This window comes from Pseudomonas sp. Sample_11, from assembly GCF_004307505.1.
Lineage (GTDB): Bacteria > Pseudomonadota > Gammaproteobacteria > Pseudomonadales > Pseudomonadaceae > Aquipseudomonas > Aquipseudomonas atacamensis.
In genome coordinates, this window is record NZ_RCOD01000106.1 from 21,925 (window position 1) to 37,595 (window position 15,671).

The window sequence follows — 15,671 nt, forward strand, 5'->3', positions numbered from 1 at the left end:
AACGGCAGAAATGGAACTGCCGGCCCTGTGTGTTTTTGCAGTGCGACCCGGACGCTGGTTGTCAGGGCTAACCGCTCTGTACAGAAGGAGACGTTGAATGCCTTATCAACCGAATGACCTCTTGAGCCGTCATTTTCAAGAAAGCGGCGACCTCATCAGCCAGGTCGAAGCGCAACTCAACCGTGTTTCCACCGACAGCCCGAACATCCCCATCTACCGCGACATGATCCTGACCGTGCTGCGCATGGCTCAGGAAGACCACAACCGCTGGAACGCCAAGATCACCCTGCAAGCCCTGCGTGAACTGGAGCAGGCGTTCCGCGTGCTCGAACAATTCAAGGGCCGGCGCAAAGTCACCGTTTTCGGTTCGGCACGCACGCCGGTGGAACATCCGCTATACGCGATGGCCCGCGAACTCGGCGCAGCGCTGACGCGTGCGGACATGATGGTCATCACCGGCGCCGGCGGCGGCATCATGGCCGCCGCCCACGAAGGAGCCGGTCGAGATCACAGCTTGGGTTTCAACATCACCCTGCCCTTCGAACAACATGCCAACCCCACCGTCGACGGCACCGACAATCTGTTGCCATTCCACTTTTTCTTCACCCGCAAACTGTTCTTCGTCAAAGAGGCAGACGCGCTGGTACTGTGCCCGGGCGGGTTTGGCACCCTTGATGAAGCGCTGGAAGTGCTGACACTGATTCAGACCGGCAAAAGCCCATTGGTGCCGGTGGTGTTGCTGGATGTTCCGGGCGGTACCTTCTGGCAAGGTGCGCTGGACTTCATCCGCAATCAGCTTGAAGAAAACCGCTATATCCTACCGACCGATATGAAGTTGATGCGCCTGGTTTACAGCGTTGAAGAAGCGGTGGACGAGATCAATCAGTTCTACAGCAACTTCCACTCCAGCCGCTGGCTCAAGCGGCAATTTGTGATTCGCATGAACCACAAGCTCAGCGATCAGGCATTGACGCAGATGCAGGAAGAGTTCGCCGACCTGTGCCTGAGCGACGAGTTTCATCAACACGCCTACAGCGGTGAAGAACACGACGATGCACAGTTCAGCCATCTGGCACGGCTGGCGTTTGCCTTCAATGGCCGTACCCATGGTCGCTTGAGGGAGTTGGTGGACTTTATCAACCTGCCGGAAAACCGGGCCGATTCAAAATCGCCCACAGCACAACACTCACGCGAACCTTTCAACGTGATTTGAAAGCAAAAAAAGGCCCGCTATTTTCTAAAAAATAGCGGGCCTTTTTTGTTGAATCGGTCTAATCGTCCATCCCTCGACCGCTGAACAAGCGGTTGATCATCTCCATCGAGAACCCCCGATACGCCAGAAACCGGCCTTGCTTGGCCCGCTCTTTCGCATCAATCGGTAAATGCCCGGAGAACTTGCGTTGCCACGTATCCTGAAGCTGCGCCTGCCAGTTGATACCGCTTTCGCGCAGGGCGATTTCGATATCGGTACGTTGCAAACCCCGCTGGCTGAGCTCCTCGCGAATTCGCAGGGGGCCATAGCCGGAACGGGCACGGTAGGAAACAAAACTTTCAAGGTAACGGGCTTCGGAAAGCAGCCCCTCTTCCGTCAAACGGTCGAGGGCTGTTTCGATCAGCTCCGCCTCGGCGCCGCGCTGACGCAGCTTACGCGTCAATTCGACTCGACCATGCTCGCGACGTGCGAGCAGGTCCAGGGCGGTTCGCCGCACCGCGACGAGGGTATCCAGTACGGCGGTGGTCATCGCTGGTATCAGAGGTCAGCGTCGGCCAGGTCGTCTTCGGTCTCTTTGACCGCCGAGGCCTTGGAGTCCGCGATCACCGCTGGCGACAGCAGCTTGTCACGCAGCTGCTTCTCGAGCTTCGCGGCGATTTCCGGGTTGTCCGCCAGGAACTTGGCCGAGTTGGCCTTGCCCTGACCGATCTTGGTGCCTTCGTAGGCGTACCAGGCGCCGGACTTCTCGACGAAACCGTGCAGCACACCCAGGTCGATCATCTCGCCGTTGAGGTAGATGCCTTTGCCGTAAAGAATCTGGAACTCGGCCTGACGGAACGGCGAAGCCACCTTGTTCTTCACAACCTTGACGCGGGTTTCGCTGCCGACCACTTCGTCGCCTTCCTTCACCGCGCCGGTACGGCGGATGTCGAGACGAACCGAGGCGTAGAACTTCAGCGCGTTACCACCAGTGGTGGTTTCCGGGCTGCCGAACATCACGCCGATCTTCATACGGATCTGGTTGATGAAGATGACCAGGCAGTTGGCGTTCTTGATGTTACCGGTGATTTTACGCAGCGCCTGAGACATCAGACGTGCTTGCAGGCCGACGTGCATGTCGCCCATTTCACCTTCGATTTCAGCCTTCGGTACCAGTGCCGCCACGGAGTCGACGATGATCACGTCAACGGCGTTGGAGCGCACCAGCATGTCGGTGATTTCCAGGGCCTGTTCGCCGGTGTCCGGCTGGGAAACCAGCAGATCATCGACGTTGACGCCCAGCTTGCCGGCGTACTCTGGATCGAGCGCGTGTTCGGCGTCGACGAATGCGCAGGTCGCGCCGGCTTTCTGCGCCTGGGCGATCACGGACAAGGTCAGTGTGGTTTTACCGGAGGATTCAGGACCGTAGATTTCAACAATACGGCCTTTTGGCAGACCGCCGATGCCGAGTGCGATATCCAGACCCAGAGAGCCAGTAGAGATGGCCGGGATCGCCTGACGGTCCTGATCGCCCATACGCATTACGGCACCCTTGCCGAATTGACGTTCGATCTGACCCAGGGCCGCAGCCAAGGCTTTCTTCTTGTTGTCGTCCATTAAAGTCCTCACGTAATCAATAAGGCCTGACGGCCAACACCTGTATAAGTAGCCAGTATTATTCCACAGCGTTCGAAGATCGCCTACCCCTGATTTTCGATTTCTCGTGCCGCTAGTCGCACAAGCCCCTCTAGCGCGGCCTTCACCGTTTGTCGGCGGACTTCATCACGGTTGCCGGGGAAGTGCTGAACCTCACTGTAAACCTCATCGCCAACACCCCAGGCCAGCCATACCGTGCCGACTGGCTTGTTCGGCGTGCCGCCGTCGGGGCCGGCAACACCGCTGACCGCCACGGCAAAATGCGCCAGGCTGTGCTGCTGCGCACCGCGCACCATGGCCTCGACCACTTCGCGACTGACCGCCCCTACCGTCTCGAACAAATCGCCCGGCACATCCAGCTGCCGGGTCTTCTGCCGATTGGAATACGTCACGTACCCCGCTTCAAACCAGGCCGAACTGCCCGGAATCCGCGTAATCGCTTCGGCGATACCGCCACCGGTACAGGACTCGGCGGTGGTGACATGGGCATTGAGCACTTGCAGACGTCGGCCCAGTTCTGCGGCCAGTTGGGTGGTCTCTTTCACGGCGAGCTCCGGATCGTGTGGAATGTCTTCACCGTACACGAGCCGGACGCGCTTTCAATACACAGAATCATTCAAGATGTTCGGGCGCCAGTGCTCTGACATAGGCCTGACAGGCCTGCAAGGCAATCAATCCACGGTCGCCGGCGTCGGTGATGGCGATAATTCGTTGAGCATGCGCCGGGTCAAGTCGGGCGCGTACGGTTGCAGAATCCACGCCGCTGGTGCCGGCGGTGGCTGGCACCGCACAGCCGTGGGCAACGTCGCCGGCGTCGAGAAGGACCGACAACCGCACATCGGCAGTAGCAAGGCGATCGCGCAGGCGATCCTGATCTCGTTGGGCATCGCTCAGCGCTCGGTAATGGGTTTGTTCACTGGCCGCGAGCCGTTGCTCCAGCGCCAGGCGTTTATCCTGCTCGGCCTGTTGCGCGGTGGCGGCGGTCAGAGTGAGTTGATTTTGCGTTTCGGCGTTTAACCGCGCTTGGTCGGCCAATTGCCGCCCGTAACGCCAGCCCTGAAACTGCCACGCCGCGGCGAAAGCCCCCGCCACCAGCAACAACAGGCCAATCACCCGCCAGGAGCCGGACATAGCACCGCCCTCGCCCGTGCCCAAATTTCCAGGCGATCCTGCAAGCCGTTCAACCCGCCGTTGATCCGCCGGGTGATGGTGTTGAACTGGTCCGCGTCGGCCAGTTCGTTCAAGCCCTTCTGCGCCCAGAACCACGCCGCCGATTCTGCCGCCCATTGCGGTTGCTCGAGCAATTCGGGCAATGCCAACAGACGCTCATCGCCAAACAAGCCGAGACTGCACTGACGATAATTTGCCCGGCCGGTGATCTGAATCAGTCCACGCCCGCGATACTTTTGCCCGTCGCCGTCGGCTTCCGGAGTATTGCCCAGACGCAGCGCCAGCGTGCCGGTGTCGTATTTGCTCAGGTACTGGTTGTTGCCCAGTTCGCGCACGTAGCGCAATTGGCCCGATTCGTGGCCGACCTGTGCCAGAAACGCAGCGATGCGCTTGGGCGTATCGATGCGCTGTTTGGCCATCGCGGTGTTGAGCGGCGAAACAAAAACGCCCGCTTGGGAGCGGGCGTTGGGCATGATGTCAGTAAGGTGTTTTTCAGTTAACTGCATGATGCTTGATCCTCCCTGGATGTTGTCCCGATTGAATCACGGCTGGCGGCTGATGGTTGCCAGCCATTTATTTGCCAGAGTTTTCAGGGGACTGTTCAGAGCAGTTTCAAATGAATCGTTTGCCGGCATTACCTCGCCGCCAGATAAAAGCCAGTCTTGATAATCAAGCCAGTCGCGATTGGTTGGATCTTGCGGGATATAAGCTGCATCGCTCAGCCTTAGTACGCCGCATGTAGTCAATTGATAACTCATTGTTTACTCCTAGAGCTCGGCATCCGCTGTCCATTCAATCTGCAGTATCTGTCCCGGAATACTGTCGACCGGTGTCATTGTGCCAAACGCAAAACTTCGCTCGGTCACACTTTGCACGAATGATCCGTTACATGCCTTCACAAGTGAAAAATTCCAGATTTCACCGCTGGCCTCGCCAGGACAATACATCTTGATCGTAGGCTGAACGCGCTTCTGAACCAGCATGGTTACCGCCATCCCGGATTGAGGTGACTTCGACGCGGCGGCTTGGGTGAACGTGGCGATACAGGTACTTGGGCCGTTGTTTGCCCGGATAGGCAAGCGGTTTGCGAAAGACTTTTCAAAATAGCGCTGACACAGCATCAGTTCTTCCGCAGCTGGTCGATTTTCGAACGGGGTGGAAACTGGCCCTTCTTCCAATTGAATTCTCGCCAGGTCAACCGTTTGCACTAAGTTCAGCGGAAGATCAAAAGCCAGCCTCAGACAATCATTGGCACCGAGCATTTTCCCGGCAATCACTGGTACCTGAAAGGTGGCCGTGTACCTGGCCCAAGCCGTGGTCAATTGAAAGACCTCGACCGCTTTCATCACTGGCTCCGAGCCACCCGTTCCGAAGTACTGGGTGATGAATACCTTCAGCGGCCGCGCAGCATCGGAGCGCGCCCAAAAGGTCACGGTGGCGGTTTTACCGGCCAGGGTTCTGACCGACTCGATATATTGGGAAATTTTGTGCTCAGTGGAACCGACACCGGCTGTTGTCTGCTGCCAACGCAAAAAACAAGCGGGCTCGCCCGACACTTCGGATTGGCCTGGCGCGAAATCCTGGCGAGAGATATTCACCGCAGCATTGCCGTTCCAGTCGCAACGGAAACGATCAGCGACGTAGCCGCCGACATTCGGTGCCTGATTGGTCGTACCGCGTTGCCAGATATCGAATCCGCCGTTGATCAGCAGATTCCTGCGGTAAACCTGCACCGGAAACTGTTGCATTGGATCTGGTTTGGACAATTGCCGGATCGCTTGAGCTAACTGATCAGTTTGCTGTTCGTCCGGGCTCAGCCCCGCTGCGGTAATCGCGCTGAGTATTTCCTGCGTGACACTGTTGCCCCAACTCGCTGGAATCAGCGAGCCGGGTGTACCGGCGATCGCGTCCTCGTCAACGAACTTGCCGTTGACCAGGCCAGCGCCGGGAATGCTTTTCGGGTAATCCACGTGAGTATTCCTTTAAGGTTCTTTATGCGCTGCGCTTACTGAGCCAGACAACTTAGCTATGAGCTCGCATAGCTTTTTCAAGCCAATCGGGTTCCAGCGGACGCGAGCGACTCTGTGGAAAATCCGGATCATCAGGCCAGTCGCGCAGCGCCTGTCGATAAACCAAAAGTTGTCTGTATTCCTCGGTACGCAGTGTCGTGCCCCCGCCCGTTTCCAATTCTTCAATATCGCGAATCACCAACCATTGAGTCAGCTGCAACTGGTTATCCCGCCACACACGCTCAAGAGAGGCAGCAGTCTGTTCGGCCATCAGGACTCTTTCCGGGAGTCCATCTTTATCAAGAGAAAGAACTGTTCCTTTGGGGGCGTTTGATACCAACGCGCAATACTCGCCTTCGCTTAATTCATACGCGTCCGCCGGTATATTCAGGCCATGCAGTTGCGAATGATAAAAGCCGCTGGTTTGCGGAGAAAAATAATACATATTTAATACCCCACGCCGATGATACGCGCGGAAATCGAAACATTAGGGTAATCAGGGCATCGCACATTGATGCCTACTTGTCGACTTACCGAGGACACCGAATTCCAAGTCAGAAATGTTGCCGTCGAAGTTCCCTCATGGGTGGCAACTGCGAGAAATAATGCATTGGGAAATGCTAACGGCCACAAGTTCAGCTCACCGTTGTTATTGTTAGCGGCCTGACTGGCACTACCGTTGATCCATTGGATGATCAGACCGCCCATCCAGGACGGAAACACTAAGTACCCAGAAGGGCCGAGTCTCACCATGAACCCGAGTCGGAGTTTCTTGGGAGTGACCATGACCGAATCACTGACGCCAGAATTGACCTCTGCTTGAGAAGCGACTTTTGCTGTACCGGTTATCGTCTCGGTTGCTTGCAGGACTTTCTTGCCAATGGCCTGAAAGACTCGCAATGGAGTCATCACTTTGGTCGAATTTGTACCCGTTTCCGCGTCTTCCTGAGTCGCCAGGCTTTCGCTTTGTTTCCTAGAAATCAGGGTATTTACAGCAGTCTTGAGCTGAGTGTTATCACTTTCGTCGGCGGTCGCCCCGGTGCTTGTTATGACTTCCAGGATTTCTTGCGTAACGCCATTGCCCCAACTAGCCGGGATTAATGAACCCGGAACTCCGGTGAGTGGGTTTTCATCCGCAAACTTTCCATTTACCAAGCCCGCACCGGGCACACTTTTTGGATAATCCATTGCACATCTCTTTGTGAAAAATCATACGGTCAGGCGGGCGAAACCGGCCAATTGATCGCGTCAGGAAAACTGGGCTGTCTGTCGATGCGGTTCAGCTCCACGCTGTAAAGTTTCCATTCGAGCAGTTGCAACTGTTCTTCATGACTCGCATCTCCAATGTCTTCGGCGTATTGCAAGGGGGCTATGCGCAGTACGGCTTCGCCAAGCAGGGCATCGCGTTGCGCAAAAACAACACGCTTCAAATCCGCAAGTCGCGCGACTTCGTCGAGCCGCCAGGCACTATCGGTCCAGGCGTGAAAACCACCTGGCCAAGGCGATTGAGTGAGGCCTACAGGCAGTTCGCCCAGCGCAGTCCAACTTTCCCTTAAACCAGTATCGGTGTGATAAACATCGCCGCGACAATCAACTTGCTGTTGCAACGAACCATTGTCATAAGCCCAGGCATATCCCTGTGAAGCGGGTGCCAGTTCAACGCTCAGCGTCACAGCATTACTCGGTAATTGGACACCGATACCCGGCACCAACGGAAACTCGACAGGTCCAGACAACGCGCCGCTGTCGTCGATCAGATAATTGAACATGTGCACCTCAGATGAGCTTGATACGCGCGGGAAAGGCAATATTTCGAGGACGGGTTTCGCCGGCAAAATTGCCGATATTGCCGATGTAGGTATCGGAATCGAACGCAGGATTGGGATAGGTCGTTGCCACGGTTGAGGTCGTCGGAGAAAAATTTACATCAGTGGCTACATTCCATACCGGATCGGGAATTGCAGGTGCAGGGCGGAAAGAAGAACCGGTTCCGGTAGGAAGAAAATGGTTATGGGTTTGCAAGGCATGACCCTGGAGGCTGCCGATTGCCCGCCCGCTGTCCACGTTCCTGCTTTCACTCAGCACTCGCAAAAACTCACCGCGAATTTCTGGAATACGAAAGTTCGAAGCGCCATCGCCAGTGGTCCAGCCTCCCTCTCTGCCAGCGCGTGAAGCCTCGGTTGTTAACGCGCCGGACGCTTGGGCGAAATCCCACAGCCATGGCCACTCGGTACGCTTGAACAGTTCCCCGTTGGGAATACCGTAGCCACCCGGGTTGAGCAGCATGGTCGTTTCGAAAAACGGCCGACCCAAGGCACTGGTATCAAGTCGCCCCAGCGGCCACCAATTCCCTGCCCCATCACTGCGCAAATGCCACCAATCGCCACTCCCCATCAATACGAAAAACGCATAACCATTCGGCGAGAGGTGGGTATGAAAACGGATCCGGTCAGTACCGGCCGCCTGGATCACCATGCGACTGCCACTGTTGTCCACCCGACGAACGATCACATCGCGCACACCTAGCGCGGCATTGGCGGGCGGCAGCGTCAACGTGACGGCACCGGGACTGCCGTCGATCAGCACGAGCCCGAGTTCTTGTTCGCTGAGCGTTTTCGTGGCCGCCAGCCGGGTAATCACCGAACGCATCGGACTGGCGCCGCCGACAATCGCCTGAATCGCCTTGAACAACTGACCGTTGTCCGCTTCGGAAGCCTCCAGCCCCCCGCCGGTAATCACACTCAGGATTTCCTGAGTCACGCTGTTACCCCACACGGCCGGAATCAACGAGCCCGGCGTCCCCGCAACCGGGTTTTCATCAACAAACCGCCCATCGACCAGGCCGACGCTCGGCACACTCTTCGGATAATCCATCCCTCATCCCTCCCTAGTCATAATTGATATGCACCTTGGTATGCGCCGGCGCGCTGCGGTGGATCAGGCATTCCAGCGCCGAGCCCGGGTTTACGCCGAAGCGCTCCCCCCAATAGCTAGCGCCATAACGCCGGCCAAGCAGCAATCGGCCGCCGGTGTTGAGCGTCCACATGAATTGCGCTTCCCAGGTGCCCCAGTGCGCCGAACCAAACCGGGCACGGCCCATGCGTGGGGCTTCGTGTTCGGTGATGCTGGCGTTGGGGTAACCCTGGCTTTTGGCGATGTCGAGGTAATAGCCGACAGCCTGGCTGCCGACCGCGAGCAGGCGGCGGCGTACGGCGAGGCGGCGGTCGTCGAACAGTGGCGTGGTGCCCAGGCACGGGTCGGGCAATTGCATGACGCGTTCCCAGTCGGGCACCAGTTCGCTGACGCCGGCCGGGTCCATTTCGTTGAGCAGGTCGGCGGCGCGCGCATCCAGACGAGCCAGTTCGACGGCGACGCCTTGCAACACTTCTTCGAGTTCCGGCACGCGTTCCGGATCCCATGCCGGGCCACTGGGCAGCAAGGCGCGCAACTGCGCCTGGTATTGCGCGGCGGTTCTTATGCCCCCCATACGCAGCCTCCGAAGGTCAGCAGTTCACTTTGCCCGGCCGGCACGTCAGCGGCCGGAGCAGTGAGCGTGTGATCGTATTCGCCGCCGGCGCTGCTGATCGCTTCGCGGATATGGCTGATCAGCAGCGGCACACCGAGATCGGCCTCGCGGTTGTGCAGATCGCGCAACTGCGCTTCAACGGCGGCGCGCACGGCGGTGGTGTCCGGATTGACGCTCTTGAAGCGATACACCACCGGCACTTGCACCGGTCGCTGCACGTGCACTTCCGCGGTCACCGGACGCAGCGGTTCGATGTACTCCTGAACCTCCGCCAACTGTTCATCGTTCGGCACCGGTTGCGGGTCTTCATCACGCATGATGAACACCGTCACCGTGCCCGGCCCGAGCAGGCCGCCCCGGCACCACGCCCGCGTCACACCCGGCACTTCCAGCGCCCAGGTTTCGTAGTCGCTGGCCGCGCCACCGTGGGGAATCACGCGGTAGGAACGGATGACCCGCGAGCGCAGCGATTCGAGGCTTTCCCGCGCCACACCGCCGCTGAGGCCCGGCGCCAGCACCACGAAGCTGTTGCCGACAATCCCGGCAATCGGCTGCACCGGGGTCAGCGTCAGACCGGCGTCAGCGTTGCCGAGGCTGCCGGCCTCCAACGCGGCAATTGTGGTGCTGTTGCTGCCATTGACCGTGGTGCGCGCGGCGGTGACTTTGTAGGTGCGGCCATCGTTCGCTTGCAGCAGAGTGTCGACGTCAAGCACGGCGCCGGGAGTGGCGGTAAAACTGACGCTGCCGGTAGCCACTTGCGCAGCTTTGCGCGGCTGATTCAGGCGCAACGCGGCGATGCGTTCCAGGGTTGACTCGTCAGCCTTGTCCGGCAGGATCTGCTCGGCAATCCAGTCGAGATAACCGTACAGACCATAAGCGGCGCCGCCGAGGGTGCGGGCGAGCACTTGCGCATCGGACTGGCGCAGCGAATCGCCGGCCAGGTCGCTTTGGGTGCGCTTGATCAGCACCGGCAGCGAAGGGGTTTCAAACGGCATAGATCACCTGCCAACTGTTATCGGGGTTGATGTCCAGACGTTCACCGTCGGCCAGGGTCAGGACCGTGCGCAGGTTCAGGCGCTGGGCGTCGAGGCGTTCGCTGAGGATGTCGATGGCGCTGCAGTGGCCGTCGTCGAGCAGCCATTGCAGGGCTTCGCGGGCATAGAACTCGGCGTCCATCTGCGTTTGCCGGGTCAGCTTGACCCGGCGCAGCAGCCACAGCCGCGAGCCGATGCGATCGTCGGCAACCGTGGGAAAACTGTCGCCCCACCAGCCGAAGCGTTCTTCGTCATCGAGGGCGTCGTCATCGGCGGCGCGACGCCAGGTGAACAGGCTGATCAGGACGGCACGGGTCAGTGCGGCGTGGAGGTTCTGGCTGATGAACATCATTGGCCTCCTGCCGGCGCGCCGGTCTGACCGTTACCGGCCTGCACGCCAACATGCACGTGTTTGATCTGGCTGATGCCGCCGGCCAGTTGATCGCCAGTGGAAACGATCTTGCCGGTCTGGTTGATCACCGGCGTGTCGAAGTTCACCGCGCTGCTGGCGCGGATGTTCAGCGTGGCGGTTTCGATGTCGATGATCCGCCCGCGCTTGAAATGAATTTTGTCGCCCTCGTCGGTGTAGATCGCCACTTCACCGGCAGCGAGTGCTTGCAGGCGATAGCGTCGGTCGGCGATGACCAGGGCGATGGCGTGGGACCGGTCGCCGCCGATGAAAGTGACGACCCCTTCGGCGCCAGCCAGCGGATGGCTGGTGAAACCATAGGGTTCGAAGTGTTCGAGGTCGTCGTTGATTTCACCGGCGGTGAGGCGCATTTGCAGCGATTGCAGTTTCGAAGCCGAATTGGCGAGCACGACAGTGCCGCGCGCCAGCAGGCGTGTCAGTAGGCTCATTCTTGGTTCTCGTAAGAAACGGGCCGAGGTCAAAAGATCGCAGCCTTCGGCAGCTCCTACACAAGATCGGCGTACGCCTGTAGGAGCTGCCGAAGGCTGCGATCTTTTCCGGGCCTATGAGGTTGTTTTTGGAGGTGTGGGATTGGCATCAAAAGTATGCGGCGGCGCCACTTGCAGCGTGGTCACCGAACCCTGCGCCGACAGCGAATAAGTGACCTTGGAGATCAGCATGTCGCCATCGAAATCGAGCACCGGATCCTTGACCTTGACCAGCGTGTTATGGCGCCACAAATCGCCATTGCTCTGCCGCCAGCCCTGCACCTGATAGGTGGTGGTCTGTGCGCGGCCCATGCGGGTCGCGCTTTCCCATTGGGCACGCTGCTGCGCCAACTCAAAGGTCAGTTGCGTGCCTTCATTGATCACCGTGGTGCGCCGCCGCTTGAAACTCAGATCGGCCGCGGTCGACTCGACTTCGCTGACCGCCGCGCCGCTTTTTGCGTCCGAGCCTTTTTGCTGGCCGATCACCCGGTACTCGGAAAAGACCTGGCTGAAATCCATTGGCGCACTGGCCGACAGGATGTTCTTGCCCAGCTCCAGCGCATCGCTGGCGCGGCCGCCGCTGCCGGGTTTGGCCAACACCAACTGGCCCAGCTCGTTGTCGGTGGAAAACACCCGCAGCAGCGAGAGCAATCGGTCGATCGACTGGAATGCCGTTTCACCCGGCACGATGGTGTGTTTGGTCAGGCGTGTGGTTTCGCTGATCTCGTTGACCACTGACAGCCCATATTCGCTCGCCAGATCGCGGACGATAGTCAGCAAGGGTTGTTGCTGCCATTGGCTGGGCAGGTTGCGAGCGGCGCAATCGACCAGATCCTGAGTCTTGGAACTGCCTTCGATGGTCAGGCTGATCTGCCGCCCGTCATAGCGGATCGGTGCTTTGAACACGTAACCGGTGAGCACCAGGTCCTTGCCGATTTTTACCTCGCAGGGGTCGCCGGGTTTAATCGGTTTGCTCACCGCCTGCCCCGGCCATTGCCAGGTAATGTCGAGCTTGAAGGTGCGGAACTGACGCTCGAGATCGGCGGTGATTTCGACGCTTTTCCAGCCGCCGTATTCCATATTGTTGACCGTCAGCGTGACGTGATTGTCCATCTCGTTCATGGCGTCACTCCCGCGAGACTTTCACATCGTTGGGCGAGAAACCGGGATGGGTAATCGCGTTACGCTGAGTCACTTCTTCGACCCGCGTGGCGTCGCCAAACTGTTTGTAGGCCACGACCACTGCCGGAAAGCTTTCCTGAAACGATTTGCTGACTTGACGCACGCCGGAGGACGCCACCGCTTTGAGATGAGCCACGAGCGCTTCCTTTACATCGTTGATGGCCTGGAAGTGCGCAGGTCCGGCTTTCGCCAGCATCGGGTCGATCGCTGCAGTCACCGCTGTGCGCAGCGCTTGCATGTCATCGCTGACGGGAACTTCCTGACGACTCACCGGCGACGTTGACTGTTGAGCCACCGACGGTGTCGACGCCAGCTTCACCGGCGTGGTCGCCACCGGCATCGACGCCACCCACTGCGCCACTTTGACCAGCATCGTGTCCTGCACCAGATCGGCCATCGCCTGCGCGGCGGCATTGGTGTCCTTGCCCGTGGTGATCTTCGGCGCATCGGCCTTGCGAATCGCTTCGAGTTGCTGCGACACGTCGGCGATCACGCCCCGGTAGCCTTCCTTGGCGAACGCCTTCAGCTCCTTGATATCACCGAGCAAACCCTTGAATTCCGCCGCTACTTCCTTGGGCAGCTCCTTCACGGCTTTGACCAGTTCAGTGATCTGCCGGTACTGCTCGATCAAAGGTTTCAGTTGCTCCTTGATCACGTCATAGACGCCGGTGAGGCTGTTGCGCAGGTTGGTGATGCCGATCCGCGCTGCCTTGATCAACGTCATCGCCTGTTCGAAACGCGCCACCGCCGAACCCAACAGACCGTCGGCTTTGACCAGCAGCACTTTCTGCGTGCTGACCGTGGCGGTCGGAAACGGCAAAGGCTGATCGGGATAGAACTTCAATGCGAACGTCACCAACCCACCGTCCTGGCGGGTGTGGGTCATGTCGCATTCGCCGACTTTGACTTGCAGGCGTCCGAGCCACGGATGCACCAGCTCACCACGGCCCTGCTCCAGCGCCTTGAGCAACTTGTCGCGCTGCTCCAGACAATCAGGGCCGATGATGAACGCGGTCAGATCGTGGGTCTTGGCCTGCTGGCCGAGGTCCTCGAAAAACGGCAGGTCGCGTTGCGGGTATTCATGCAACTGCCCTTTGCGCCCGACCGGGGTTTTCGCCTGGTCGATCCAGAAACCGACACCGCGAAAGGATGCCGGCAATAAACGATCACGCCAGTTCATTGGGAACCTCCCATCGACAGTGAGCGATAGCCGATGCGTGAAGACACGGCCAGGCCAGGTTGATTGGTTTGCGGTTGTTCGGTGCGCAGGCCTGCCGGCGCATTCTCGAAGCGCACGGTCAGCCCGCCTTCGAGCTGCGTACGGTTGTTGGCGGCGCTTTGCTGGATCAGCGCGCTGGAGGTTTGTGGCAACGAACCGCTTTGCAGTGTGCCGTTGCCAGCAGGCGCCGGACTGGCAGCGAAGAACGCCGGCGCCAGTTCGCCTTTGCCTTCGGCATTGGTTTGGCGTTGTGCTTCAGTGAGAGTTTCAACCTTGCCGGTGACTTTGGCGATCAGTCCGGCGAAGCCACCGTCGAACAACTCCTTGATCGGCGCAATGACGGTTTGCAGCTTTTGCCACAACTCGCCGAACCACTCAGTGATCGGCCCCCAACTCTCGATGATCTGATCCAGCGGTTTCCATTCGAACAGGCTGTGCAGAAAGTCCACGACCGGCGCGGACAGCGCCAACACAACGCCCCAGAGCGCCGAAAAGACCTCACCGATCGGCTGCCAATACTGGGCAATCTGCTCCAGCGGTGACCACTCGAACAGGCTGGTGAAAAAGCCTCTGACTCGCTGCACAGACGTTTGCAGCGCCATCCAGATCGGTTCGAAGAACCCGACAACTCCACCCCAGGCGCTGGTGAGCATTTCCATCGGGAAAAAATCGAACAGCGTGCGCAGGATATCCCGGGTGCTTTGTACGGCCGATTGCAGCGTGGTGAACATCGGTTCGAAGAACGTCAAGACACCACCCCACGCATCGGTAATCATCTGCATCGGCGAGAAATCGAACAGGTTTCTGAGAAACGCCATCACCGGCACACTCAAGGCCTTGAGCAATTCCCAGATCGCCGAGAACAAACCGGTCAGCGGCCCCCAGTTTTCGATGATCATCCCCGCAGGCGACCACGCGAAAACCGACTTGAAGAAGTCGATCACTGGCGCCGTCACGACCGTGACCTTGTCCCAGATAGCCGAGAAAAATCCCGTGACCGGTTCCCACAGCGCAGCCAGTGCCGCCAGCGGCCGCCAGTCAAGTACCGAGCGCAACGTCGCCATCGCACTCGCTCCGGCGTTTTTCACGCCCTCCCACATCCCGGTGAAGAACGCGCTGATCGGCGTCCAGTTGGCCACGATCAAACCGGCCGCCACGGCAATGCCCATGGCGATCAGCATGATCGGGTTGGTCTTGAGCACGATGCTCATGACGTCCATCACCTGGGTCATACCGGTGACCGCGGTTTGCATGGCGGAGAAGGCAATCGCCCCCGCCGCCAGGCCCTCGACCAGTTTCGGATTGTCGGCGAGCAGGCTGCCGACCTGCGTCAGCGTCGGCTCCAGTCCGACCACCAAGGCCCCCACCGCCGGCACCAGCGCAGCGTCCACCGCCGCCGAAACCTTCTGCATCGACGCACTTAACACGTTCATGTTCTGCGTGGCAGCAGTCGGCGCGGCGGGCAGATCGACGGTTTTCGCCGTGTCGCTGACTTCGCTCAATTTGCCCTGAAACGCTGCGGCCGATTTGATGCCGTCTACAAACGGCGTGATCACGCTGCCGCCGTTGAACAGACCACTGATGTCCAGTTTGCCGAGGCCGGTCTGCTCGAGATTGTTTTTAAAACTCTCAACCTTCATGCGCAGGGCGCCCAGTTTGGGCGAGAGTTCATCGATGCCGGTGATCAGCACCGGTTTCGGGGTTTTCTTCTCTTCGTCTGCCATCACTGCACCTGCTGCATCGCATTGATCCGTTGCGCGTGCTCCAGCGATTCGCGAAGCACATC

19 protein-coding genes are annotated in these 15,671 nt (G+C 59.1%); 1 reads left to right on the forward strand and 18 read right to left on the reverse strand.

What is annotated here, in order from left to right; genetic code table 11:
- Positions 1–97: 97 nt before the first annotated feature.
- Entirely contained in the window at positions 98–1,213 is a 1,116-nt protein-coding gene (locus tag D8U60_RS27220; RefSeq protein WP_130901378.1) for a TIGR00730 family Rossman fold protein, read from the forward strand.
- 58 nt (positions 1,214–1,271) lie between these two features.
- On the opposite strand, the gene recX is transcribed toward D8U60_RS27220, so the two are convergent.
- From recX to D8U60_RS27310, 18 genes are all read right to left on the reverse strand, one after another.
- The gene (gene recX, locus D8U60_RS27225; protein WP_016770567.1) at positions 1,272–1,742 is read right to left on the reverse strand and encodes a recombination regulator RecX; all 471 of its coding nucleotides are present in this window, start codon (positions 1,740–1,742) and stop codon (positions 1,272–1,274) included.
- Between the two features lie 8 nt (positions 1,743–1,750).
- Positions 1,751–2,809, reverse strand: a complete 1,059-nt coding sequence (recA, locus tag D8U60_RS27230) for a recombinase RecA (RefSeq protein WP_024011876.1) — start codon at positions 2,807–2,809, stop codon at positions 1,751–1,753.
- A gap of 83 nt (positions 2,810–2,892) precedes the next feature.
- Positions 2,893–3,393 carry a CinA family protein gene (locus tag D8U60_RS27235; protein WP_038861108.1) on the reverse strand — a complete coding sequence of 167 codons (501 nt, stop codon included), beginning with the start codon at positions 3,391–3,393 and terminating at the stop codon, positions 2,893–2,895.
- A 67-nt stretch (positions 3,394–3,460) separates the two neighbouring features.
- Positions 3,461–3,979 (reverse strand): lysis system i-spanin subunit Rz, encoded by a 519-nt coding sequence (locus tag D8U60_RS27240; RefSeq protein ID WP_130901379.1) that lies wholly within the window; start codon positions 3,977–3,979, stop codon positions 3,461–3,463.
- Entirely contained in the window at positions 3,958–4,524 is a 567-nt protein-coding gene (locus tag D8U60_RS27245; protein ID WP_130901380.1) for a glycoside hydrolase family 19 protein, read from the reverse strand. The genes D8U60_RS27240 and D8U60_RS27245 overlap by 22 nt, the downstream gene beginning before the upstream one ends.
- Positions 4,525–4,560: 36 nt before the next feature.
- The gene (locus D8U60_RS27250) at positions 4,561–4,776 is read right to left on the reverse strand and encodes a hypothetical protein (RefSeq protein WP_122505730.1); all 216 of its coding nucleotides are present in this window, start codon (positions 4,774–4,776) and stop codon (positions 4,561–4,563) included.
- Positions 4,777–4,785: 9 nt separating this feature from the next.
- Positions 4,786–5,988 (reverse strand): carbohydrate-binding protein CenC, encoded by a 1,203-nt coding sequence (locus D8U60_RS27255; protein WP_130901381.1) that lies wholly within the window; start codon positions 5,986–5,988, stop codon positions 4,786–4,788.
- A gap of 52 nt (positions 5,989–6,040) precedes the next feature.
- On the reverse strand, positions 6,041–6,472 hold the full coding sequence (locus D8U60_RS27260) for a phage tail assembly chaperone (protein ID WP_130901382.1): 432 nt from the start codon (positions 6,470–6,472) through the stop codon (positions 6,041–6,043).
- 2 nt (positions 6,473–6,474) lie between these two features.
- Positions 6,475–7,215, reverse strand: coding sequence for a hypothetical protein (locus D8U60_RS27265; RefSeq protein ID WP_130901383.1), 741 nt, complete (start codon positions 7,213–7,215; stop codon positions 6,475–6,477).
- Between the two features lie 29 nt (positions 7,216–7,244).
- Positions 7,245–7,796 (reverse strand): tail fiber assembly protein, encoded by a 552-nt coding sequence (locus D8U60_RS27270; protein WP_076566168.1) that lies wholly within the window; start codon positions 7,794–7,796, stop codon positions 7,245–7,247.
- Between the two features lie 7 nt (positions 7,797–7,803).
- Positions 7,804–8,901: a phage tail protein gene (locus D8U60_RS27275; RefSeq protein WP_130901384.1), complete on the reverse strand. Its 1,098-nt coding sequence runs from the start codon at positions 8,899–8,901 to the stop codon at positions 7,804–7,806.
- 13 nt (positions 8,902–8,914) lie between these two features.
- Positions 8,915–9,514, reverse strand: a complete 600-nt coding sequence (locus D8U60_RS27280; protein WP_042607028.1) for a putative phage tail protein — start codon at positions 9,512–9,514, stop codon at positions 8,915–8,917.
- Positions 9,502–10,548: a baseplate J/gp47 family protein gene (locus tag D8U60_RS27285; protein WP_130901385.1), complete on the reverse strand. Its 1,047-nt coding sequence runs from the start codon at positions 10,546–10,548 to the stop codon at positions 9,502–9,504. Before D8U60_RS27285 ends, D8U60_RS27280 begins: the two co-directional genes overlap by 13 nt.
- Positions 10,538–10,936 carry a phage GP46 family protein gene (locus tag D8U60_RS27290; RefSeq protein ID WP_071174563.1) on the reverse strand — a complete coding sequence of 133 codons (399 nt, stop codon included), beginning with the start codon at positions 10,934–10,936 and terminating at the stop codon, positions 10,538–10,540. Before D8U60_RS27290 ends, D8U60_RS27285 begins: the two co-directional genes overlap by 11 nt.
- The gene (locus tag D8U60_RS27295) at positions 10,936–11,445 is read right to left on the reverse strand and encodes a phage baseplate assembly protein (protein ID WP_110645920.1); all 510 of its coding nucleotides are present in this window, start codon (positions 11,443–11,445) and stop codon (positions 10,936–10,938) included. Before D8U60_RS27295 ends, D8U60_RS27290 begins: the two co-directional genes overlap by 1 nt.
- A gap of 114 nt (positions 11,446–11,559) precedes the next feature.
- Positions 11,560–12,606, reverse strand: coding sequence for a phage baseplate assembly protein (locus tag D8U60_RS27300; RefSeq protein ID WP_130901386.1), 1,047 nt, complete (start codon positions 12,604–12,606; stop codon positions 11,560–11,562).
- A 4-nt stretch (positions 12,607–12,610) separates the two neighbouring features.
- Positions 12,611–13,846, reverse strand: a complete 1,236-nt coding sequence (locus D8U60_RS27305) for a DNA circularization N-terminal domain-containing protein (protein WP_130901387.1) — start codon at positions 13,844–13,846, stop codon at positions 12,611–12,613.
- The gene (locus tag D8U60_RS27310) at positions 13,843–15,609 is read right to left on the reverse strand and encodes a phage tail protein (protein WP_130901388.1); all 1,767 of its coding nucleotides are present in this window, start codon (positions 15,607–15,609) and stop codon (positions 13,843–13,845) included. The genes D8U60_RS27305 and D8U60_RS27310 overlap by 4 nt, the downstream gene beginning before the upstream one ends.
- Positions 15,610–15,671 lie beyond the last annotated feature (62 nt).